The 24088-nt window shown below is 41.0% G+C and carries 22 protein-coding genes; 12 read left to right on the plus strand and 10 right to left on the minus strand.

The window, feature by feature from the left end; genetic code table 11:
• Window positions 1–74: 74 nt before the first annotated feature.
• Window positions 75–1646, minus strand: a complete 1572-nt coding sequence (locus ACT3QP_RS04990; protein ID WP_444524690.1) for a hypothetical protein — start codon at window positions 1644–1646, stop codon at window positions 75–77.
• 437 nt (window positions 1647–2083) lie between these two features.
• On the opposite strand from ACT3QP_RS04990, the gene ACT3QP_RS04995 reads away from it, so the two are divergent.
• The 6 genes from ACT3QP_RS04995 (at window position 2084) to ACT3QP_RS05020 (ending at window position 7252) form a co-directional block, all read left to right on the plus strand.
• Window positions 2084–2692, plus strand: a complete 609-nt coding sequence (locus tag ACT3QP_RS04995) for a rhomboid family intramembrane serine protease (RefSeq protein WP_444524691.1) — start codon at window positions 2084–2086, stop codon at window positions 2690–2692.
• A gap of 144 nt (window positions 2693–2836) precedes the next feature.
• Window positions 2837–3811: a metallophosphoesterase gene (locus ACT3QP_RS05000; RefSeq protein ID WP_444524692.1), complete on the plus strand. Its 975-nt coding sequence runs from the start codon at window positions 2837–2839 to the stop codon at window positions 3809–3811.
• Between the two features lie 89 nt (window positions 3812–3900).
• Window positions 3901–4461, plus strand: coding sequence for a 5-(carboxyamino)imidazole ribonucleotide mutase (gene purE / locus ACT3QP_RS05005; protein ID WP_444524693.1), 561 nt, complete (start codon window positions 3901–3903; stop codon window positions 4459–4461).
• A gap of 174 nt (window positions 4462–4635) precedes the next feature.
• Complete coding sequence (locus ACT3QP_RS05010) at window positions 4636–5982, plus strand: 5-(carboxyamino)imidazole ribonucleotide synthase (protein ID WP_444524694.1); 1347 nt, start codon at window positions 4636–4638, stop codon at window positions 5980–5982.
• A complete protein-coding gene (locus tag ACT3QP_RS05015) occupies window positions 5982–6431 on the plus strand; it encodes a YaiI/YqxD family protein (RefSeq protein ID WP_192519158.1) in 450 nt (149 codons plus the stop codon). Before ACT3QP_RS05010 ends, ACT3QP_RS05015 begins: the two co-directional genes overlap by 1 nt.
• A gap of 188 nt (window positions 6432–6619) precedes the next feature.
• On the plus strand, window positions 6620–7252 hold the full coding sequence (locus ACT3QP_RS05020) for an NAD(P)H-binding protein (RefSeq protein WP_444524695.1): 633 nt from the start codon (window positions 6620–6622) through the stop codon (window positions 7250–7252).
• Between the two features lie 110 nt (window positions 7253–7362).
• On the opposite strand, the gene epmA is transcribed toward ACT3QP_RS05020, so the two are convergent.
• The 3 genes from epmA to ACT3QP_RS05035 all read right to left on the minus strand — a co-directional run bounded on the left by epmA (window position 7363) and on the right by ACT3QP_RS05035 (window position 10785).
• Entirely contained in the window at window positions 7363–8418 is a 1056-nt protein-coding gene (gene epmA, locus ACT3QP_RS05025; RefSeq protein WP_444524696.1) for an EF-P lysine aminoacylase EpmA, read from the minus strand.
• A 54-nt stretch (window positions 8419–8472) separates the two neighbouring features.
• On the minus strand, window positions 8473–9576 hold the full coding sequence (locus ACT3QP_RS05030) for a 4-phosphoerythronate dehydrogenase (protein WP_444524705.1): 1104 nt from the start codon (window positions 9574–9576) through the stop codon (window positions 8473–8475).
• An 81-nt stretch (window positions 9577–9657) separates the two neighbouring features.
• A complete protein-coding gene (locus ACT3QP_RS05035) occupies window positions 9658–10785 on the minus strand; it encodes an AI-2E family transporter (protein WP_192519155.1) in 1128 nt (375 codons plus the stop codon).
• A gap of 851 nt (window positions 10786–11636) precedes the next feature.
• On the opposite strand from ACT3QP_RS05035, the gene ACT3QP_RS05040 reads away from it, so the two are divergent.
• Window positions 11637–13328, plus strand: a complete 1692-nt coding sequence (locus ACT3QP_RS05040; protein ID WP_444524697.1) for an NAD+ synthase — start codon at window positions 11637–11639, stop codon at window positions 13326–13328.
• A gap of 214 nt (window positions 13329–13542) precedes the next feature.
• On the plus strand, window positions 13543–14817 hold the full coding sequence (locus tag ACT3QP_RS05045) for a hemolysin family protein (protein WP_444524698.1): 1275 nt from the start codon (window positions 13543–13545) through the stop codon (window positions 14815–14817).
• A 234-nt stretch (window positions 14818–15051) separates the two neighbouring features.
• On the opposite strand, the gene ACT3QP_RS05050 is transcribed toward ACT3QP_RS05045, so the two are convergent.
• Window positions 15052–15768 carry a YggS family pyridoxal phosphate-dependent enzyme gene (locus ACT3QP_RS05050; RefSeq protein ID WP_444524699.1) on the minus strand — a complete coding sequence of 239 codons (717 nt, stop codon included), beginning with the start codon at window positions 15766–15768 and terminating at the stop codon, window positions 15052–15054.
• Window positions 15769–16147: 379 nt separating this feature from the next.
• On the opposite strand from ACT3QP_RS05050, the gene ACT3QP_RS05055 reads away from it, so the two are divergent.
• Both ACT3QP_RS05055 and ACT3QP_RS05060 read left to right on the plus strand, forming a co-directional pair.
• Window positions 16148–17203 carry a type IV pilus twitching motility protein PilT gene (locus ACT3QP_RS05055; RefSeq protein WP_192519151.1) on the plus strand — a complete coding sequence of 352 codons (1056 nt, stop codon included), beginning with the start codon at window positions 16148–16150 and terminating at the stop codon, window positions 17201–17203.
• An 87-nt stretch (window positions 17204–17290) separates the two neighbouring features.
• On the plus strand, window positions 17291–18412 hold the full coding sequence (locus tag ACT3QP_RS05060) for a PilT/PilU family type 4a pilus ATPase (RefSeq protein ID WP_444519133.1): 1122 nt from the start codon (window positions 17291–17293) through the stop codon (window positions 18410–18412).
• A 166-nt stretch (window positions 18413–18578) separates the two neighbouring features.
• On the opposite strand, the gene fur is transcribed toward ACT3QP_RS05060, so the two are convergent.
• Window positions 18579–19013, minus strand: a complete 435-nt coding sequence (gene fur / locus ACT3QP_RS05065) for a ferric iron uptake transcriptional regulator (protein WP_192519148.1) — start codon at window positions 19011–19013, stop codon at window positions 18579–18581.
• Window positions 19014–19338: 325 nt separating this feature from the next.
• On the opposite strand from fur, the gene ACT3QP_RS05070 reads away from it, so the two are divergent.
• A complete protein-coding gene (locus tag ACT3QP_RS05070; RefSeq protein ID WP_192519147.1) occupies window positions 19339–19758 on the plus strand; it encodes an outer membrane protein assembly factor BamE in 420 nt (139 codons plus the stop codon).
• 34 nt (window positions 19759–19792) lie between these two features.
• Here the strand turns inward: ACT3QP_RS05070 and ACT3QP_RS05075 are convergent, their stop codons facing one another.
• From ACT3QP_RS05075 to ACT3QP_RS05090, 4 genes are all read right to left on the minus strand, one after another.
• A complete protein-coding gene (locus ACT3QP_RS05075) occupies window positions 19793–20182 on the minus strand; it encodes an RnfH family protein (protein ID WP_318779526.1) in 390 nt (129 codons plus the stop codon).
• The gene (locus ACT3QP_RS05080) at window positions 20170–21312 is read right to left on the minus strand and encodes a hypothetical protein (RefSeq protein WP_444524700.1); all 1143 of its coding nucleotides are present in this window, start codon (window positions 21310–21312) and stop codon (window positions 20170–20172) included. The genes ACT3QP_RS05075 and ACT3QP_RS05080 overlap by 13 nt, the downstream gene beginning before the upstream one ends.
• Window positions 21313–21638: 326 nt before the next feature.
• Complete coding sequence (locus tag ACT3QP_RS05085; RefSeq protein ID WP_192519145.1) at window positions 21639–22307, minus strand: c-type cytochrome; 669 nt, start codon at window positions 22305–22307, stop codon at window positions 21639–21641.
• A gap of 347 nt (window positions 22308–22654) precedes the next feature.
• Entirely contained in the window at window positions 22655–22990 is a 336-nt protein-coding gene (locus ACT3QP_RS05090) for a c-type cytochrome (RefSeq protein WP_444524701.1), read from the minus strand.
• A gap of 297 nt (window positions 22991–23287) precedes the next feature.
• Here ACT3QP_RS05090 and yihA point away from each other — a divergent pair, with 297 nt between their 5' ends.
• Window positions 23288–24043 (plus strand): ribosome biogenesis GTP-binding protein YihA/YsxC, encoded by a 756-nt coding sequence (gene yihA / locus ACT3QP_RS05095; RefSeq protein ID WP_444524702.1) that lies wholly within the window; start codon window positions 23288–23290, stop codon window positions 24041–24043.
• Window positions 24044–24088 lie beyond the last annotated feature (45 nt).

The raw sequence follows: 24088 nt of genomic DNA on the forward strand, positions 1-24088 counted from the left end.
GTGATGTTGATAAGAGAATCTTATATCATCACCTTAAATCAACCACGGTTAGCCTAACCTTTTTATCAAATTGATTATTGTCTTACTTGCGCAGGTTCAGCAATAATCACGGTATTTGCCATTTCATCCACTTCTGATTCTGAAAAAGGACCTGGTGGTGGACTACTCGTCGGTACATTACTAGGAGTATTGTTAGTCGACTCACTGCGAGTATTGTTGTCAAAACTGTTAGGATTAGGTACAGGTAACATGCGATCATCAGTATCATCATCTGCAGTTTGGAAATCTCTAGACTCACTATCGTTATAGCCTTCAACATACTGATCATTTGGAGCTGTGCCCTCATTTCCAAATTGATCGTCCATGCCTGCCGTTTCATTATTATTGACGTTTTCAGGTAATGGCAATGGCGCCGTGCTTTCTATATTCATAGCTGGCACCAACGTGCGGATATCCGTAACCAGTCGTTGCAATAACATACTATCTGGCGCGGCCAACGTGAGACGATCATTCTGCAACTCTAAACGTGCAAATGGCACAGCCCTGAGCAGATTAAAAATATTAGGCAGCACCTCCGTAGGTAGGTTCACCATACTGGTAGCGACGCCTTCCTGTACTGTCAGCTCACAATTACTCGCTTGTTGACCTAAACTGGTATTAAGTGCTTGTTGCAATGCATTCTGTAGCGCTTCATCGCCAACAACAGCACTACAGCTAGATAGCCCTCCACTGTTGTCCATTCCAACGTTGAGCTCGACTGGCGTCAATACTTCCACAGGTGGCATGGGTGCAGCAACGACAGGCTCTGGCACAACAGGCTCTACCGGTGGAACGTTATTAGGCCTAATTAATATGGCCCAAGCAGCCAGTGCTAACGCCATAATAGCTATTATTAATAATATTATTTTGACCAATAAATCGTTGCGCTGACTGCGGGTACGTACTTTTCCTCGCGAATTTCTACCACTTTCTGCCAAATGATGATCTGAAGGATTGGCATGAATCGCATCAGTATTCATAGCAAAATCGTCGTCAGATGCTGGTATTTCATTATCTTCTGCCGTGATATTTTCTATATCAGGCGATGTCGATGTGATAATTGAGCTTGTCTCTGCACTGAACTCATCAGGCTTATCTAAAGAGGCAATTGAGGAGTTGTCAGTTACTGGCACAGTAATGGTATCTGCGATGCTGCTTGAGGTAGATTGTTTGTCGCTGTCTTGATAAGCATTGATAACCTCTGCCGCCCATACTGGCAAATAATTACGTAACGCTGACTGCTCTCCTTGCAGGAATGCTGGTAAAAACTGGCCATTGGCCAATATTTTAAGCTCGCTATAAACCAATGGTGCTGAGTTTATAAGTAACTGTTCAGTAATCAAATCGTCAATATGATGTGTCGCTGCTAGCTCTTGGATGACAACCTGCTGCATATCATTTTCTGACCATAACTGTTTGAAAAGCGACTGGTCTGTAACTTCCTCTGTGCGAAGTAATTGCGAGTAAATCTCTGGCAACGCGAGGCGCGCTGCTAAAATGGCATAAAACTGCTCAAGTAGACTGACATAAGCCACGCTGTCCTTACTATCACACTCCCCTAATACAGCAGGAGTAACGGTTTTTTCTAATTGGTCGATAATACTCATAAATTATTGCCTCTTGCGGCCTTTGCTTTACATCTGAAAAAGAATGAGGTGCTCATTATTATTTTATATATAGTCAGAAAACCATAAACTGCTACAGTACTACCTTTTCTAAAGGCACTACTTCTACAATCTGAAGCCGGCTGTCTTATGGCCATTTTAGAGTGCGGTGACTATATTAGAGCCAGTCATAAATCAGCAGTCATCGTTACGGTCATCATACGAAGCATTACGTACTATGTCTGACACATTGCTATATTATTGACTATAAAAGCATAAAAGTGCATTGTTTTGTCGCACAATAGTTTTTTCATAGCATCATAACTACTATTAGTATAACTTTGTTGTTAATATTAGCGCTCAATAATTCACTATTAATTATTTGTCACATCGCCATTTATAGTGCTGCTCCATATCAGGCGTAGCCTAAGGATTTCCCGTTGTTCGATCATACGACCCTGATTATTATCATTACCGTTATTGTCAGCTTATTAGCATGGCAAAACAAAACCTTGTTTAATCGACTAATTTTTTATCCACCAGCGGTAAACAACGGCCAATGGGATCGCTTTGTAACGCATGGCTTTATTCATGCTGACAGTATGCACCTGCTCTTTAATATGTTTACCTTGTATTTTTTTGGACGCGCGATTGAAGGGTTGTATCGGTCATTTTTATTTGGTTATGGCTTTGTGATTTTTTATGTATTGGCCATTGTTGTTGCAATGATTCCAAGCTACCTGAAAAATAAAAAAAATGCCAGTTACTTGAGCCTTGGTGCTTCAGGCGGTGTGTCAGCTGTCTTATTTGCTTTTATTCTGCTCGCACCATGGGACAAAATCTATTTGTTTGCCGTTGTTCCTATTCCAGCCATATTATTTGCTGTCGCTTATGTCGCTTATAGCATCTATGCAGATAAACGTGGTGGTTCAAACATTAATCACATGGCGCATATGTGGGGCGGTGCTTTTGGCGTAATAGCCACGATTATTCTAGATCCGCGCATATTGTTACATTTTATCAATGCTTTGTTGTCGCCTAGTCTTTAGCAGCCACTTTTTAAAATCATGATGCTCGAAAGTCATGATGCTCTCAAGTCATGATACTCTGAAATTCTGGCAGATAATGACCAACCCTATTGTATTGTTATAAACTACTCACTTTTTTTATATATTAAGATGTAATAGTTAATTATGATTATAGATGTTATCGGTGATATTCACGGTTATGCAGACAAGTTAGTCGGCCTACTACTACAATTAGGCTACGTGCATGATGGTACGTGCTTTATGCCGCCCGCAGGTCATCGTGCACTATTCATCGGTGATTTAGTCGACCGTGGTTCACAGCAGGTAGCGACACTAGAGATTGTCTTTGCCATGCTAGATGCTGGTGTGGCTGATGCGGTGATGGGTAATCATGAGTACAATGCACTGGCTTTTGCCACGCTCGATCCTGATAACCCTACTCAATATCTGCGCTCACACAATGAGGTGCATGTACGCCAGCATGAGGCATTTTTAGCAGAACTACCATTTGATTCCGAAGCTCATCAGTATTGGCTACAACGGTTGTATGAGATTCCATTGTGGATCGAAACTGATTATGCCTGCTTTGTACATGCTTGCTGGGATGTAGATAGTATGACGATGCTAAAACCATTATTGACTGATGCCAACTGCCTAACGCCACAAGGTTTAATCGCTACCGCCAAAGAAGACACCGCACAGTTCGATGCCTTAGAGCGAGTATTAAAAGGCGTTGAAACCCCGCTACCTGATGGTTTGGTGATGATTGATAAAGAAGGCACTAAACGCTCACGGGTACGGGTACGTTGGTGGCTTGACGAATTAGAAAAACGTACGCTACATGAGATTGCACGTGCGCCTTCATCCGCCATGGCGCAAATCCCCAAAGATGCGATGGCCGAAAACATCAACTTTGCTATAAAGACGCACAAACCTGTCTTTGTTGGTCATTACTGGTTAACAGGTATGCCTGAACCACTTAGCCAAAAGGTTGTCTGTACCGACTATTCAGCTGCAGTAGATAGCGGCTACCTTACTTGTTATCAGCTCGATACTCAGCAGCCTCTACCACTCAAACCTGAAAACTTCGTACAACATCGACATAATGAAAACATTGATATAGGTCGACAATCCCAATAAGATTGTTCATCTATAGTATTAAAAAGTAAACTTGGCTTTACGAAGACGGCACAATTTTTGTATGATGGTCTTTTTGAGGATATCAAAGCATGAGCACCACATCAGCGACTGTTAACACTGTTGAACAAAACGGACCTATCACTTCTCCTGCTGGTCAACCAAAAGTTGGTATCATCATGGGTTCGCAATCTGATTGGGCAACCATGAGCGGTGCGGCACAACTACTCGCAGACTTTGATATTGCCTTTGAGTGCGAAGTGGTCTCAGCACATCGTACCCCTGATAGATTATTTGATTATGCCAAAAATGCAAAAGGTAAGGGCTTACAAGTGATCATCGCTGGTGCAGGTGGTGCTGCGCATCTACCCGGCATGTGCGCCAGCCAAACGCCGCTACCTGTCTTCGGTGTTCCTGTAAAATCATCGATGCTCAGCGGATGGGATAGCTTACTGTCTATCGTACAAATGCCAAAAGGTGTCGCTGTTGGGACATTAGCGATTGGTACAGCAGGGGCTTATAATGCTGCTTTGCTTGCGATTCAAGTTTTAGCCCTACACGATGAGACCGTTGCGACTAAACTAGACAGCTTACGTGAGACGCAAACCGAAACCATTTTAGCCAGCCCAACACCCGGTATCATCAATAACTAATTATCAATAGCTAATCATTCTTAGCTCAAGCAAAGTGACCACCAAACTTATTCACTTGATATTTATTTTTAGATGGGTTTTACTTAATACTAAGATTTATTTAATACAAGGTGCATACAGTGCACCTTTTCCTATTTTAATACACCAATATTTTTTTTACTCAAAGAGCTTACCATGACTACAGCAAACGCTTATCCCGTTACCCAAACCATTCGTACCATCGGTATTTTAGGCGGTGGTCAGCTTGGTATGATGCTTGCCGAAGCCGCCTTGCCGCTTGGTTATCAATGTGTTTTTTTAGAAGACAACGCTGACTGCCCTGCCAGCTTATATGGACGCGTCTTTCATAGTGAACAATTAGCAGCATTTATCGAAGCCGCTGATGTTTTTACTCTTGAGTTCGAAAACACACCGACATCTACTGTCGAACAGCTTACTGAGTTATCAAAATCTGGTAAAAAACATGGCATGTCTCCGCCGCTAATGGCTCTTGATATCGCACAAGACCGTCTCAAAGAAAAGCAGATGTTTAATGACCTTGATATCGCCACAGTACCTTTTATGGCTGTCAATTCTGAAGCAGAATTGCAGCAAGCATGTGACAAGCTGGGCTTGCCTATCGTCCTAAAAACCAGTCGCGGTGGTTATGATGGTAAAGGTCAGTTCGTCATCAAACAAGACAGCGATATCAAAGCTGCTTGGCAAGAATTAAAAGATGCGGTCACAGGTAAAGGCTCTCTGACACCAACGCCAGCACCATTGATTGCCGAAGGTTTTATTGACTTTAGCCGCGAGCTATCTATTATCGCTGTACGTGCACAAAGCGGTCAGGTTCGCTGTTATGATTTGGTCGAAAACCATCATCATCAAGGTGTTTTAGCCAAAACCCAAGCCCCTGCTGTTGGTACTAGCCATTTATTTAAGCAAGCTCAAGATGCCATTACCACTGTCATGAACCATCTAAACTATGTCGGTGTAATGGCGCTTGAGCTGTTTGTGACCAAAGATGCACGTGGTCATGACACGTTACTGGCAAATGAGATTGCCCCACGTGTTCATAATTCTGGGCACTGGAGCATCGAAGGTGCTATTACTAGCCAGTTCGAAAATCATATCCGTGCAGTAGTCAATCTGCCATTAGGTGATACAGACAATGTCCATCCAGCGATTATGCTCAATGTCTTGGGGCAATATCCTGACATCAGCGCCGTGCTAAATATCGATGGTGTACACTATCATAGCTATCATAAAGCCGAACGTAACGATCGTAAAATTGCGCATATTACCTTGATGCCCAATGATGTGGCAGATTTAGAACCAGCTCTAGCCAAGCTCGTCGCGACTCTACCCAATAAAATGGGACTTGAGAAAAAATCAGTGGCAGCTGATGAACAGCCAATAGCGTTAGATAATCAGGAACATACTGATGCTAAAAAACCTGTAGAAAATACCGAATCAAGCAATGAAACTGCCGCATCCGATAAGACTGTAGCAGCAAAAGCAAATAAGGCTAAGAAATAATGCAGATTTGGGTGGATGCAGACTCAGTACCATTGATTGCCAAAGATTTGATTATCAAAACAGCTGAACGCACACAAACCATGGCGATATTCGTTGCCAATCAGCCAATTAAACTGCGCAAGTCACCACTGCTCACTATGACAGTGGTGCCGTCAGGATTTGACAAAGCAGATGACTATATCGTTGAGCAAATACAACCGGGCGATCTGGCCATTACTAGCGACATACCTTTAGCCAACGATATCTTGGACAAAGGTGGCATGGTTTTGACCACTCGCGGTGTGGTCTATGACAAAAACAATATTAAGCAAAAGCTTAATATGCGTGATTTTATGGACACCATGCGTGGTACTGGTGTACTAGAGCTACAAGAGATGAGCGGACAGAAGCCTTACGGTGATCGTGACAAAAAAGCCTTTGCCGATGGATTAAATAAACTGGTACGTTAACTTCTAACATTGTATTTCTTTCAATCTCTATACAGTCTATAACCAAACACTATGTAATCGGCACGCTTCATAACGAAGCGTGCCGATTTTTTTGTTAACCTATAATCAGTTTTTGATATTACTTTCGATATTTATTTTAAAAAATACAGTTTATACGAAAGACAACGCATATAAGAATAGGAATGATTATGAAAATTTTAGTAATTGGTGCAAGCGGTCGAGTGGGTACAGATTTGGTTAAGCAGTTATTGGCTGACAATCATCAAGTGATCGGTACTACTCGTCAAGATAAAAAACTATTTGACGATGAAAAATACAGTCAACTAGACTTAGACATTACTGCTGAAAAAGAAGACATTCAAACGCAAATAGACCAAGATATCGACGCCGTTTATTTTGTTGCAGGCTCTGGTGGTAAAGACGTTTTAGAAGTGGATCTGCATGGTGCAGTCAAAACCATCCAAGCAACGCAAGACAAAGGTATCAAACGTTATATCATGCTCAGCACGGTATTCTCATTAGATACCAGTAAATGGGATAGAATTGCCGACCTAAAAGAATACTATATCTGTAAACACTATGCTGACCAATGGTTAATCAACGACAGCACTTTGGACTACACCATAGTCCAAGCAGGCGCATTAAAAGAGCGTGAGGCAACTGGCAAAATTACTATTAACAGTGATGACGCAGGTGAGAACTCAATTGAAGATGTCGCTACTACTTTGGCAGTTGTGTTAAATGCAGACAATACTATCAAGACCGTCTTTAGTATGCAAAACGGTGAGATAGCCATCGATAAAGCGATCGAAAGGTTATAATTATTGAAGCAAAAAAAGCGAGTAAGTCGAAAGGTTTGCTCGCTTTTTTATGGCTGTTATTTGAGATTATATTATTAGATGAGTAATAATATTTAGCCTCTAAAGAGTAACTATGCCAAACCACTTGGGAAGGGAATGACTTCTTCTAGACTGCTAGCTCCTGTAATGACCATTAGCAGCCTATCTATACCAACTGCAATACCGCTACTGGGTACCAAATCATCAGATGCCGCTAGTAGATGCTCATCGATTGGCATTTGTGGTAGATTATGACGCTGACGCAACTCATTATCTTGCTCGAAACGCGCTCTCAACGCCTGTCCATCTGCTAACTCGTCATACGCATTAGCAATCTCTACGCCATTAATATACAACTCAAAACGCTTGGCAATACGATTACCTTCTTTATCTAATGCCGTTTTTGCCAAAGCCGCCGTCGCTGGCGGATACTCAATAATCAAGGTTGGTAAATCATGTCCCAAGTTAGGCTCGACTGCATGACTAAACAATAAGTCCAACCAACTTTGACGTCGATCTTCTTCAGTATCCACGGCTCTACTCGCCTCACTGTTAAAGTCGAAGCCTGTTAAACCCTTATCTTCTGCCACTGCTTGTAATGCGCCAAGACTGGCTGTCAGTGGATGTATACCGACGAAATCCATAAAGGCATCGACATAACGATAGTGACTCATCACTACAGAACTGCCATAAAGCACTTCTAATAACTCGCCAAGCTCAACTGCCATATCATCCAAACTATAATCTGGCTGATACCATTCGAGCATCGTAAATTCAATGTTATGCTGCACGCCTATTTCATTATTTCGAAAAACAGGACAAATCTGATAGATAGGTACCTGCCAGCTAGCCAATAAACGCTTCATCGAAAATTCAGGTGATGTGTGCAAATAATAGGTCTGTGGTTTGTCTTGATAAGTGACTTGTGCCGCGATTGACTGCAAAAAAGTATCGGTATTACCGGCTTGTGACAATAGCGGTGTCTGCACCTCTAACACTTGCTTTTTAGCAAAAAACTGACGGATATTGCTTATAAACCGCGCACGCTGCTGCGCCATAGATAATGCCATGGTCGGTGCGTAGCTAGGCTTAGAACTGATAGACTTAGAAGTAATAGGCTGCGCAGAAATGTTATTTGCTTGAGTCATTTGTGGTCTACTACGATTGTTAAATAATCAGTTTGGTAATTGAGTGTTTGATTTTTAAAACTGCCATTCACGGCGTAAATGATAATCACGTCTTAATCCATCAAAATCAGTACCGTTTATCTGTCCATCGACTTCCTTATTTCTCAAGGAGGCATCGTCTTGCCTAATATCATAAAACTTTATTAGTCTGTCTGGATGCGCCTTTAATTCAGACCATAGAAATAAGTTAAGCGGTAGTAATGCCTGCATTGACTGAACAGGTGTGACTGCTAATTTCTCACATAGCGCATCATAAATAATTTGCGTACCACGCAGCTTACCTTCTAGCGTATAGCCAGCGATATGCGGTGTAGCAAAGGTAAGCTTGGATAATAAAGGCTCTGCAATCTGAGGTTCATGCTCAAACACATCAAGCACTACTTGTCGCCCAGTACGCTCAATATCTGCTACCAGCGCATCCGCGTTAATTACAGGTCCACGCGCACTATTAATGAGTATTGTATCAGCAGGCATCATGGCCAATGCATCGGCATCAATGATATGCCGTGTTGGATAATTGCTACCTCCAGGATGCGCATCACCTTTCTCATTTGTCAGAGGTACATGCAAGCTAACCGCATCGCTTTGGCTGAGCACCTGCTCTAAACTCGCATTATTAAGCTTGGATTTTGGTAATAGTGGATCATAACCTAATACTTGCCAGCCCAAATCACTGGCATACTGAGCAAGTGTACTCCCAATATTGCCCAAGCCAATAATACCAAGGGTCATAGGTTGTTGCCAATACTGTGGACGCAACGTTAGAACCGCTGTCAATACATATTGCGCGACAGAGTGTTTGCTACAACCTGAAGCATTGGCAAAAGTGATACAACGCTGCATTAGGTAATCTTGATCAACGTGATCGGTGCCGATGGTTGCAGAACCAACGAATTGCACACTATTGTTACCAGCCAACAATGCCTCATCTACTTGCGTCACCGAACGGATTAATAAAACATCAGGCTGCACTTCTGCAAGTAATGATGCATTGATATCTCGTCCAGCAACAGTGATGATATCTACAGCCTGCTCTGATGATTGACCAAGTGTAGATGCGTTAAAAAACTTGTCCAAACTGGCGATATTGCTATCCGCCAAAATAGTAATATGTTTAATAGTATTTACCCTACCCTTCATGGTTTTGCCACATAATTAATAACATAGTCGAACAGCTATAGCTTTTCTATAGAAATAGCTTTATTTAGGTTCATTTACTGGTGGTGATGCTTGGCTATCGGACAACACCATCTCTTGTGGCGCAAATATTTCATTTTTATGCTGCGATATCCATTCACGCCAAACTGCAAGTCCGATGGCCAGTACCACAGGACCAATAAACAAGCCAACAAAGCCAAATGCTGTCAGACCACCTAGTACCCCAATAAAGATAATAATAAATGGGATTTTGGTCGCGCCGCTAATAACAATAGGACGGATTAGATTGTCAACCCAGCTAATGATTAATACGCCCCATAATGCCAAGCCAATACCTTCTGCCGTATGCCCTTGACTCATCAACCAAATAGAGACACCGCCCCAAGCGAACGGCGTGCCAAATGGAATTAGTGCAATAATAAAGGTTAATATACTCAATAAAATAGGACTTGGTGCGCCAGAAAAATAATAACCAATGCCCGCAAGCATCGCCTGCGCTAATGCAGTTAGACCAATACCATATACTACAGCACGCGTGGTCGTACCCACAGAGTCGATATATCCATCAATTCGATTACCAATAATATTGCGTAATGCTTGGCGGATTTGGCGAATAAGACTGGTGCCATCACGATAGAAAAAGAATAACGTCATCAGCGCCATACCTAGCTTGGCAAGGCTACTAAACACCACATCAAATGCTACTTTTCCATAATATAAATGTGACTGCACCCAAACACGAAAGGCTTCTAGCGTTCCTTCAGGATTTTTATTAATTCTCCACAGTACATCTTTGACCTGCTGACCTACAATAGGTAAGTCCTTAATAGAGTCCGGCACATCTAAATAGCCAACTTTGATACGATATATCAAGTGACTGATTAAACTTAAAGCTTCTTGTTGTAGAATAAATACGCCAATAACAAGTGGGATACCTATCATTAAAGAGATACTCATCGTCATGATGGCAGCACTAAAATTGGGACTCAGCTTCACCTTTTCATAAAAAAAGTTATAAACTGGAAAAGTCACATACGCTAAAATAGCTGCCCATAGTGCTGGCACGATAAAAAACTGTATCACTTGAAAACACAATACAAACAGCACGACCAATAAAGTAATGGCCAATAAGCGCTGAATAATAAACTCTTTTGTCCAATTTTCAATCATAGCGTATAAACCAATTGCAGACAGCAAAGACCTATTATGACTCCGCTGACGAGTTTATAAATGTGAGATGGAGCGCAACTTATAGACCTTGTCTATTAGTGGCATCCATTAGCGAGGGTTATCAATCAACTAAATAAGAACATGCTTTAAAGCCTACTTTGCAAGTATTAAATCATAGAGTACCGTAACATATTTACCGACTACAATTTTGACCAAAGCAGGATAAACCATAAGTTATTATCAGCACTTATTATGCAATAAAATCCAGTAACTATATAACGCTATGTTGTAATCTTTACTTACAACTTTCTGCGCATTAGCCTACCAGACTAGAACACTAGCAGATAAAAATGAGTACATCGGTTTAATGTATAAAAACAATGCCCTAATAGCCCATTTTACATTGACATGCTATAGCAATATCTTGTGAGCTAATTCACTGGCGCGTTCTATTTGTAGCGACAATTGATGTTATACTAAAGCAATTATTTTAAGCTTTTCAATATAGTTAGGTCTGTATGGTCTTATTTATTTTAACCATTACACTGCCACCGATTTTATCAAACTATATGCCACAACCCTCTTTTATCGACCCTCTATAGACCATCATAAGATATAACCTTTAGAGTGGCTCCATAATTTTGGATATTATGCGTAAGCCTTCGTAAACACTGTATCTCGCAAGCGTTATGTAATAATTTATGCATCATTTAAGCTCATCATATAGATTCACTATTAGAACTCAATATGAAAAAGTGCTATTTTTAGTTAACTTCGGATGACTATGATTTTATTTTAAATCAATACTGACCCACCAAATTTTAAATAATATATCGATAGGAACAATAACAATGTCAAAAGACACTGATAATCCCAATATAAATCCCTCAACCGAGGCCAGTAAGACTAAGAAATCACAAGAAACCGTTACTTTTGCTTTGGCTCAGTCACATTTTTTGGTTGGTGATATCACTACCAATGCCGACAAAATGCGCTCATTAGCATTAGAAGCACGCGATCAAGGCGCGGATGTCATTATCTTCCCAGAGCTCGCACTATTGGGTTATCCTCCACAAGATTTGCTGCTACGCCCAAGCTTATCAGGTCGCGTCAAAAATGCTCTCTCTAGTTTAAGCGATATTGATGATATCGTGATGATTGTTGGCTATCCACATGTCGATCATCATGGCACATTCAACTCTGCTGCTATCCTACACAATGGTCATCAAAAAGGCTTTTACCATAAGCAAATCTTGCCAAACTATGGCGTTTTTGATGAACGTCGTTATTTTGATAAAGGTCGTAATCAAGTTCTATTTGACTATAAAGGTATCACCATCGGTCTACTGATTTGTGAAGACTTATGGGAAAAAGGCCCTGTTGCTGAGCTCAAAAAGCAAGGTGCAGATCTAATCGTTAGTTTAAATGCATCTCCTTTTGAAATCGAAAAACAAGAAAATCGTAAAGCAATGCTTGCCAAGCGCAGCCGCGAAAACAACTTACCAATCATTTATGTCAACGCTGTTGGTGGCCAAGATGACTTGGTGTTTGACGGTGGCTCTATGGCAATACAGGCTGATGGCAGTGTTGCACACGAAGCTCCTCGCTTTATGAACCAGTTGACTCTAGCTACTTTAGACGTCAAAACAGCCCAGTTTGATAACCAAGATAAAGAACCGTTGACACTGAGCCGTGAGTCAGAGATGTATCAGGCACTTGTTGTGGGCCTACGCGACTATGTCAACAACTCAGGATTCAAAGGCATCATCGTCGGTCTATCAGGTGGTATCGACTCGGCCTTAACATTATGTATCGCCGTGGATGCTTTGGGTGCTGACAAGGTATATGCTGTGATGATGCCTTATGAATACACCTCTCAAATCAGCTTAGAAGACGCACAAGCGCAAGCACGTCGCTTGAATGTATCTTACACGGTTTGTCCTATATTTGATGCCGTAGAAGGCATCCGTCATACCCTAGCACCACTGTTCAATAAATCTCCTGCAGATACCACTGAAGAAAATATCCAAGCGCGTGCACGCGGTGTTGTCTTGATGGCATTATCCAATAAGTTTGGTCATTTAGTGATCACCACTGGTAACAAGTCCGAACTGGCGGTGGGTTACTCAACATTATATGGTGATATGGCAGGTGGTTTTGATGTACTAAAAGATGTTTATAAGTCACAGGTTTATAAATTAGCCAGTTATCGCAATCGTTTAGAAGACACTCCTGTCATCCCTGAGCGCGTCATCACCCGCCCACCATCAGCTGAACTGCGTCCAGATCAAAAAGATCAGGACAGTTTACCTGACTATGATGTACTAGATAATGTCCTCATGTCATACATCGATGAGGACATGGGCTATCAAGATATCGTTGATAAAGGTTTCGATGCTGCAATGGTCGCAAAGGTCATCCAGATGGTAGACAATAGCGAATATAAACGTTTGCAATCACCGATCGGCACCAAAATCAGCCACAAAGCTTTTGGACGTGAGCGCCGCTATCCATTAGTCAATAAATGGTCAATAAAAGGCTAAACAAGATTAAATATCAGTGCTTGTCCAATTTCTATTACCTGAAATTTGGGCAGCACTGATAGCTTACCTTTTTTATAGAAAATCGGATTGCTCTATGACTAGCTGGGTGCTTACCCAGCTTTTTTAGGTTCTATAAGTTGAATTTTTACAGACCATCATTTCCTTTCATCATTCACCACTTTCATTGTTAATTCCTATTTTTACCGAGTATGTCATGAGTTTGCTAACTGCTAGTATTTTTCTTATTTTATTGCTGGCCTTAAGTGCCTTTGTCTCTGCTGCTGAGATTGCCATCGCAGCAGGTCGCAAAATTAAGCTACAAATCATGGCAAAAGAAGGCGATGTCCGTGCACTTGACGTCCTAAAAATGCAGGACAGCCCTGGCAGTTTTATCACTGTCGTACAAGTAGTGTTGAACGCTGTGGCTATTTCGGCTGGTGCAGTAGGAGAATCAGCTGTCAGCCCTTACTTACGGATATTGTTTAATAATGAAGCGGTGTCATCGGTTATATCATTTGTGTTGATTACCAGCTTATTTTCTCTACTCGCTGACTTGATGCCTAGACGATTGGCAATGTCAAACACTGAGACAATCGCTGTACGACTCGTACGACCCATGATGCTGTTAATTTTTATCTTTAAACCCGTCATCTGGATATTTGATGGTGCAGCTAATGTTCTCTTTAAAGTGCTTGGTATCTCAACCACACGTCAGGATGATATGACACCAGAAGATATTTATGCCGTGATGGATGCTGGTGCCGAAGCTGGTGTGCTTAAGAAACAAGAGCATCACCTGATAGCAAACATTTTTGATATGCAAGAGCGCACGGTCACCTCGGTGATGAACCCACGCGAAAATATTGTTTACTTTGATACCAAAACGAGCACTGAAAAAGTTGTCGAGGTTATGATTGATCAACCGCATAACAAATTTTTGGTCTGTCATGACGATGACTTAGAGCATATTGTTGGTTATGTCGAGTCACGCAGTTTTTTAGCATTGATTCTCAATCAGCAAGAAGTCAGTTTGACAAGCAAAGAGTTATTGATGCCTGCACTCTTCGTGCCTGATACCTTATCTTTATTTGAAGTACTAGAGATGTTTAAATCCACGGGGGCTGACTTTGCCGTTATCGTTAACGAGTATGGACTAGTGGTAGGCGTCATCACACTCAAGGACGTAATGAGTATCGTCATGGGTGAGCTTGTGACTCTAGAAGAACAGCCTATCGTCCAACGTACAGACAGTTCATGGTTAATAGATGGTATGACACCCATTGAAGATGTTGTTCGCACTTTAGGCATTGTCAATCTGCCACGAAATCAAAACTACGAAACCATCAGTGGCTTTATGATGTATATGCTCCGCAAAATTCCAAAGAAAACAGATACTATTGAGTATGCCAATTATCGCTTTGAAATTATCGCCACCGATAATCTCAAAATCACTCAAATGCTAGTAACTATCATTGATGATGTTGTCTGATTAAAACAGCATTAAGTATGAGCAAGTAAATTAGGGCCTGTCGTCATTTTAAAAATGCTGATAACGATGAGACCAATCACCGTCAAACAAGAAAATAGCGCAGATAATATTAGGGCGTGTTGACCAGCTATTGTATGATGTTTAGCAATATCTAGCCATTGTTGCTCTATTCAGATGACTATCGATTGAATTGAAGACCTGCCTTAGCCCATGAATCTATAAACACATTCTAGTTTAAGATCTTGCACCAAAAATAGCCGTACCAACACGTACCATCGTCGATCCATCAGCAATTGCTTCTTTCATATCACCACTCATACCCATGCTTAGTGTATCCCAAGCATTGATTTCTGGATGGTTTTGCTTAACCATTTCAAACAACTGCTTGGTACGAGAAAAAGCATCAGTATCTGCCTTAGCAGGAATAATCATTAATCCACGCAACTCTAGCCGCTCATATCCTTTGATGGTAGCTATCAATTCAGATAGCTGGTCTGGCAAACAGCCTGACTTACTTTCTTCGTTATCAATATTTAATTGAATCAACACGTTCAACGGTGGTAGCTCAGCGGGACGTTGGTCATTTAAACGCTTGGCAATGATGTCACGCTCTACTGTCTGCACCCAATCAAAATTTTCAGCAATATCGCGGGTCTTATTACGCTGAATACTGCCAATATAGTGCCAAACAATATCTTGGCTTTCAGGTTTTGATGTTAGCGTGTTCATTTTTTCAATGGCTTCTTGTAGATAGTTCTCACCAAAATGACGCTGCCCTTGCTGCGCTAAGACAGCTATCATATCCGCAGGTTTTGTTTTAGAAACAGCCAATAACGTAACACTCTTGGCTTGTTGTCCCGCATGATCACACGCTTGAGACATTTGAGTACAGACTTGCCGCCAGTTCTCTATCAAACCTGGCTGATCAATATTATTTTCACTCTTATTCATATAACACTCTCAAAGATAATTTGAACATTTTTCAATCAATGACTCTTAACGTTTTTGCCAATATTATTTATTATTCAAGGTTAAACTTGCCACAAGCCTTCTTCATCATCGAACAATATCATAGTCACACCTACGTCCATAAAATGTGTGAATGGTTAATTTACATTTTCTTAGCCTAGTAGATGGTTAAATGTCGACAGTCTTGTTATTATATTGTTACATGGTTTAACATATACTACTGAATATAGTAGTAATGGTAAAAGCCTTGGCTTATTTTCTATTATCATAACTGATTTAAGGTAAACCTTTTATTGGTTATTGACCACGCAATTTTATGCTCTTTTGTCCTACCCTTATTGATTGATAGGAATACCTAATTATGGCTGAAAAAAATAATTTAAGCATCGAAGATTTGCTACGCTTTAGCGTTAAGCACAAAGCATCAGATTTACATATTTCAGCCGGTATGCCCGCTATGATTCGTGTCGATGGTGAAATGACACGTATTAATATGCCAGAGATGACCCATCAAGTCGTGCATCAGCTTATTTATGACATCATGAATGACAAGCAACGTGCTGACTTTGAAGAATTTTATGAGACGGATTTTTCTTTTGAAATTCCTAACTTAGCACGCTTTCGGGTAAATGCTTTTAATCAAAATCGCGGTGCTGGAGCCGTATTTCGTACCATTCCTTCCAAAGTATTAACGATGGAAGATCTAGGTATGGGTGAAGTATTCAAACGCGTCTCAGACTTTAAGCGTGGTGTTGTATTAGTCACTGGTCCAACAGGTTCTGGTAAATCAACAACGCTAGCAGCCATGGTTGATTATATCAATGAAAGCCGTAAAGAACATATTTTGACCATTGAAGACCCGATTGAGTTTGTTCATGACTCCAAAAAGAGTCTGATTAATCAGCGTGAAGTTCATCGTGATACTTTAGGTTTCGAACCTGCATTACGTTCAGCGCTACGTGAAGATCCGGATGTTATTCTGGTTGGTGAGCTACGTGATCTTGAAACTATTCGCTTGGCATTGACTGCTGCCGAAACTGGTCACTTGGTATTTGGTACCCTACACACCAGCTCAGCTGCTAAAACAATTGACCGTGTCATCGACGTATTTCCTGCAGAAGAAAAAGACATGATTCGTGCCATGTTATCAGAATCACTACAAGCGGTTATCTCGCAAACCCTACTAAAGCGTCAAGCAGGTGGACGTGTTGCTGCACACGAAATCATGCTAGGTACGCCCGCGATTCGTAACTTGATACGTGAAAACAAAATTGCTCAGATGTACTCTGCTATTCAAACAGGTGCTGGCGACGGTATGATTACACTTGATCAAACACTAAAAAATCTAGTATCCAAAGGCACTATCAGTAAAGACGTTGCTCGTCCGTACGCCAAACAGCCTGATGCATTCTTGTAGGCCTATTTTTATTGTTCGTTATTAGCGATCTTTCAAACATGACTTTAGATCTTTTTTTAATCGATTTATATCCAGTACAGGTACGATATGGACATTGATAAATTATTACAGTTAATGATCAATAAAAATGGCTCTGACCTTTTTATTACCGCTGATGTAGCACCTTCCATGAAAGTAAATGGGAAAATTCTACCTGTCGGCAAAACCCCCTTGACCTCAGAGCAAACCATGCGCTTGGTGAAAGGTGTCATGACGCCAAGCCAAGTAAAAGAGTTTGAAGAAACAAACGAATGTCAGTTTGCCATTGCTGATCAGGCACAGCAAGCACGCTTTCGTGTCAGCGCCTTTATACAGCGTGATATGGCAGGAATGATTTTACGGAAGATCGAAAATAAAATTCCTACCGTTGAAGAACTGCGTTTACCACCAGCGTTAAAAGAACTGGCTATGAAAAAACGCGGTATTATTCTACTAGTAGGGGCAACGGGGACTGGTAAATCTACGACCCTCGCTGCCATGATAGGACACCGTAATCAAAACTCTCATGGTCATATTATTACCATCGAAGATCCTATTGAATTTGTACATCAACATCGTGGTTGTATTGTGACGCAGCGTGAAGTCGGTATTGATACCCACTCATTTGAAGCAGGGCTAAAAAATACCTTGCGCCAAGCACCTGACGTTATCTTGATTGGTGAGATTCGTAACCGTGAGGTTATGAGCTACGCCATTCAATATGCAGAAACAGGGCATTTAGTATTTGCAACCTTACATGCCAACAATGCTAACCAAGCCATTGATCGTATTATTCACTTCTTTGAATCAAATCGCCACAACCAGTTATTTATGGATTTGTCACTTAACTTGCAAGCTATTATCGCTCAGCAACTCATCCCAACCCCTGATGGTAAAGGTCGCCGTGCAGCCATTGAGATTTTATTAAACTCACAGCTCATCAGTGATTATATTCGTAAAGGTGAAGTTCATGAAATTAAAGGTGTCATGACGCGCTCACGAGATAGTGGTATGCAGACCTTTGACCAAGCCTTATTTGACCTGTATGAGCAAGGAGAGATCACTTATAAAGAAGCCATTCTTCATGCTGACTCTCCTAACGATTTGCGCCTAAAAATTAAGCTTAGTAGCAAAAATGGTACAGCCAATCTAGATGAAGGCGCCGATAGCTTATCATTAGATATCACGTAGATAACTATCAATTAAACTAGGGCGTGTCCCTCATAAAAAAGCCCTCATCAGAATAATGAGGGCTTTTTGCTATTTTAAACTTTGATACAAGGCATAAAAACAACATTTATCTGAGCCAATACTCTTAGGTAGCCATCAAAAATCGGAGATAACTATTGAAACATAACTACTTTACACTATCCTTACATTCCTGGTCATCACAGATACCGTACAGCACTAAGGAATGACCTGATAATTTAAAGCCATGCTCGGCGGCTACTTTTAATTGCTCCGCCTCAATCGCCTCATTATGAAACTCTACGATTTTTCCACACACATCACAGACTAAGTGATCATGATGGCCTTCTTGGGTAATCTCAAATACCGACAAATTATTTTCAAAGTTGTGACGCTCGACGATTCCAGCTTGCTCAAACTGCGTTAGCACTCGGTAAACAGTCGCAAGCCCCACATCCTCACCTTGTTCAATCAACGCTTTATAGACCTCTTCTGCACTCATGTGATGCAACGCTGCACTTTCGAGTAGCTCTAAAATCTTGATACGAGGTAACGTGACCTTTAATCCAGCTTTACGTAAATCTTGATTGGTAAAAGAAGCCATAATATCCCTTCTGACTGTGACAGTCTTAGCAAATAAAGAACCAAAAATATAAAATAAATAAGCATCAGCGGTTATTTTTATTGTATAAAAAGCATTTGAACAATAACAAACTGACTTACTCTGAGTGAATTCCTAACCTATTATTCTGCAAATATTCTCTATGCAAGTATATGAATTTAAAATATAAATGATATCATTACTCAGTTAGCATTTGGTAAATAATGTCGTAAGTGGTAGGAAATTGCAAGTAAATGACGTATCATTTGTCCAAGATTATCGGTCAAACGAGCACTATGCAACTTTGGCTGCGCCTAATTCATTTCTTATGAGTCATCTTACCATGATAAAGACATTAACTTTTCGTTCGTTAAGCCTTACAAGCACATTACGCAAGATTGTCATCACCAGTATGCTTAGCGCTACTGTTGCTATGTCTGGCTGCTCATTATTGAGTGTTTATAAGATTGATTTGCCACAAGGCACTGCCATTACTCAGGCGCAAGCGCAAAACCTGCAAGTAGGTATGAATCAAAATCAAGTACTCTATATTCTTGGTAGCCCAGCCATTAAAGACACCCTTGAGCCTAAACGTTGGGACTATATTTACGACTATAAAGCAGGGACAGAAGGCAGCCGCAATGGTATCGCTGACGTCAAAAATGCCAGTCAGCATTTAATTGTTTATTTTGATGACAACGGTTTGGTCAGTCGCATCGAAGGCATAGAAAGCCTTCCAGCTTCATAAAAATAACAGCCAACTGGTTTTGCCAGTTACACACTTAACCTTGAGATTTATTCTTGCGCTGAGACATGGGATCAGCGCTTAGGCTACGATATACTTCGATACGGTCAAACGGCTGTAGGCGATAGCTAAGTGGTTGTTTTTGTGAATAAACACCTATATGCCAACGCCTTGCTGCCGGTGTAGCCACATCCATTACCTCATCACACCACCTTGCTAAATCTGGAAACTGTACCAGCCAGCCTGCTTGCTTCAGTACATCATACAGACTGGTGTTATGGCTGACCTGTAACGCTATATAGTGCTGACGCAGCTCATCTTCAGCATAGGCCAAATACACGGTCATCAGCTCAGGCTGCCAAACCTCATTCTTAGTATCAACGTTATTTGTATCAACACTACTGCTTTCTGTTATTAGCTTATCCACTGCATCATCCAACCTGTCAAAGCTAGCAACAATGCGACTGGTACTACCAAACGTATCGCTATCCGCCATAAGTTATAAAATGCTTCATTGCCAAAGTTCAACGATTTTCGCAGATGACTTATTTTCATCTGCCAACCAGCAAATATTGATAACAATAATACTGTCACGCTACTAATAACGACCAAAATACTAACCAACCACATAGTTGGGATAACAACTACTAGCACTAATGCGAGCACCAAGGTTAATCCTAAGCTGATCAACAACCCAAACTTATGTGCTAACTGTTGAGTACTATAGTGTAGCAAATAGCTAACTACAAATAGCACTCCTATCCAATATAACAGCTTGCCAATCGGTGGCAACGCCACTCCACTAATAAACAGCGCAATCACCCCAACGGCCAACTGCAATATCCAAATCGGTAATACCAATCTGGTTGCACGATACTCACCCTTTGCATGACTGCGTACAGGATTTTGCGCATTATAATTGTCTACGTCTACCGCTGTGGCCGTCTTTTTGGTTACTAGGTTTTGACCAAACCAGTATAAACCCGTTCCTGCGCCAACACTGACGAGTGCTAGTGCGACTGCACGTGCCCATTCACTCAAACTGATATCGGTCATAGCAAAGTCAATATTAGGCAAACCACTTGCCACACCCAAGACCAAACCGACAACCATCAAACCCAGTCCAATCGGCAAAGGCGCAACACCAAGCAAGCTTAACAGTAAAGCAATAACCATCAAACCTGCCGCAACTGCAAAATCGGGCACAGCAGGTGAGCTATTAAGTTCAGTCAATGCCGCCAATATACCAGTACTGGCACCAGATACGACTAATGCGGCAATAACAATAGATACCAATGCTGCCAACCAACCAAAACTACGCCATATTGGACTGGCATCTGCTTCACGAGTCAGCTTTTGCATCCCAGCTAATGGCGCTTCGATACTACGGTAGGCTAACGCTATTTCAGCGTAAACGACTGGCAATGATACCAACACCATTGCTAATAGCCAAAGTAACCAAAAATCAATCTCGCCAATAGACGCAGGTGCAAACCATCGAAATAAAAGTAACGGTAATAAGGCCGCGATAAAATAAGAAGCATAACGGATCATCATAATCTAAATCCAAACGATCTAATACCATCAACAAAAATATGAGTAGCCAAGAACACAAGTACTACGCCTCGTAGGCTGAACGTGTTTGACACGACTAATTATACTTTTGAAGTTTGGTATAAAGTGAATAACGACAACTTATAACGATAATGATCACCTATAAGCAAGCTTATGGCGACACTCTCTCTACAATATAAGGGGCAAACAGTTATAAAAAAACCCCTAAATCGGGGTTTAATAATCAAACAATGAAAGACATACAATTTAGTACTTAGTAATACCCTCTACCAAATAGGTATTACGCTCTCATGTATAGCATTAATAAATTAATGAATAGCGCTGATATAATCTGACAACATACGAATATCAGTATCTGATAGTTTCGATGCAACTGTCTGCATCATACCCATCTCACCTTCTTTCGCTGCATCATTGATCCGTTTTTGCTCATCACTATCGATATCATCAACACGACCGGCGGCACGGAAAAGTTTCAACTGAGTCGAGATATATGCTGCGTGTTGGCCACCAAGCTTTGGAAATGCAGCCCAAGTATTACCTGCCGCATCTGGACCGTGACAACCAGCACAACCGATGACGCCACGCGATTTATCACCACCTAAAAATAATTTAGAGGCTTCTTCGTTGGTTACAGGATTACCAAAACCTACACCCCAAGGCGCTTGACTGGCATAATAACCTGCAACATTGGCCAAATCTTGCTGAGACAAATCAACAATTTGTGACTGCATGATGCCGTTTTTACGGTAGCCCGTTTTAAAGTTGACTAACTGTTTGTAAAGATATTTTACGTTTTGGCCACCTAAGTTAGGCTGGGCAGGGACAACGCTAACACCCGTTAAACCATGGCAAGCAGCACAGACAGTTTCTGCGATTTCCTTACCAGCATTAACATCATATTCAGGAACAACAATAGCAGCTTGTACGCTGAAACTTGCAACGCATAAGCTGGCAGCAGCGATTAACTTTTTCATTGATACAAATCCTACTAGCTCGGCGTAAGCATTATTAAGAGTGATTGCACTGATAAGACGCCTGATACAAACCGTCCTATAATTAGCACAGTAGGTATATAATTTAAGGTCTTGTACACAAACAGTCTGAAAGTACTTACTAACATCAGGGTTTATTTTCGATTATTATAGCAAGACTTTGTAGCATTTGCCTACTTAATCGTTACATCGTCAGTTTTTCTAACCATATAAGCTTCTAAGTAACCTGAACAAACTCACCTCACTACAAAAAGTAAAAAGCGCAAAAAGGTAAAAACCTAGCGCTTTTATTTTTATGATCAAACTATCTCATTGAAGCCACAAACCTACTATTCACTCATGTATTCAATAAGCTTGCGATAGTCGTCGTCATTGCAGTTGTCACACAGACCACCCGCAGGCATTTGGATCATACCACCTTTAACGGAATTGATGAGCGTTGGCATGCTTTTTTGCTCGATAAGCTGCTGCCATTTCGCACTATCACCTTTTTTGATAGCATTTAACGCCCCACTATCGTGACAGGCTGCACATGAGTTATCATAGGTAGTGGCAATATCAGCAGCATTAGCTCCTGCCATAATGATACTGCTTAATAATAATACTGCACTGCAACTTACTAAATTACGATAAGTCTTGCTTAAAAGTGTGGTGATTGAAGACATAGAGCACCTCCTTTTGATATTTCTTAGTAAAGATTGTAACAATGTATGTCATTTAAATACAGATAAATATAGTTGGGCTTTGGTAATGCATTTTCTGAGGACACCACTCACTTACCATTATGATTTATTAAATTTAGAGTCTTTTATGATTTATATAATGCTGCTAATCACAGTTATTTCAATAAGTAAGACCACTAATAGTATAGAATGGTCAGTAACGTAAAACGACTGCCTTCACACCCAATTAACTGAAAATTTACGACCATATTCAACTTTTTGAAGAGTAATGAGCCATTTATGACTACCCCGTTTACAGACGTCGCCACCGAACATACATTGTTCAATACCAAATCCCGTCAAAAAATTCAACAAACTGAATTTATGATGTCAGCACCTACTTTTCGTCTTTGCCCACCTGACATGGGGTTAGAGGTCGCCTTTGCTGGTCGTTCAAACGCTGGCAAATCCTCTGCCATTAACGCCTTGACCAATCAGCGCCAATTGGCACGTTCGTCTAAGACACCTGGACGTACGCAGATGATTAACTTTTTTAGTATCGGTGATGCCGATAGACGCTTGGTTGATTTACCTGGTTATGGCTACGCAGCGGTGCCGCTTGAGATGAAAAAAGAATGGCAGGTTGAGTTAGAAGAATATTTAGTATCACGCACAAGTCTTGCAGGTTTGGTACTTATGACGGACATTCGTCATCCACTAAAATTCTTTGATGAGCAAATGCTACGTTGGGCAAATGATGGCGAGCTACCTGTCCACATCTTGTTGACCAAAGCAGATAAGCTGAAGTATGGTGCATCCAAAAACGCCTTGCTAAATACTCGCAAAAGGCTAAAAGAACTTGGCTTGAATTGCACCATTCAACTATTTTCAGCACTAAGGAAAGAAGGTCTTGATGAATTAGCAGGCATTATGGGCAACTGGTATGAGTATCAGCTCGATGCAGACAAAATTATTGAGTCTTCTTTTGCCTTATTAGAAGGCGAAGAACTAGAAGAGGCTATTGAAAAAGACAGTACTCAAAAAGAAAGCAAATAGCTATCATAGTCTTCAATAAAAAAGGGTTTATCATTATTTAATGAT

This window comes from Psychrobacter sp. AOP7-B1-24, from assembly GCF_052376215.1.
GTDB lineage: Bacteria > Pseudomonadota > Gammaproteobacteria > Pseudomonadales > Moraxellaceae > Psychrobacter.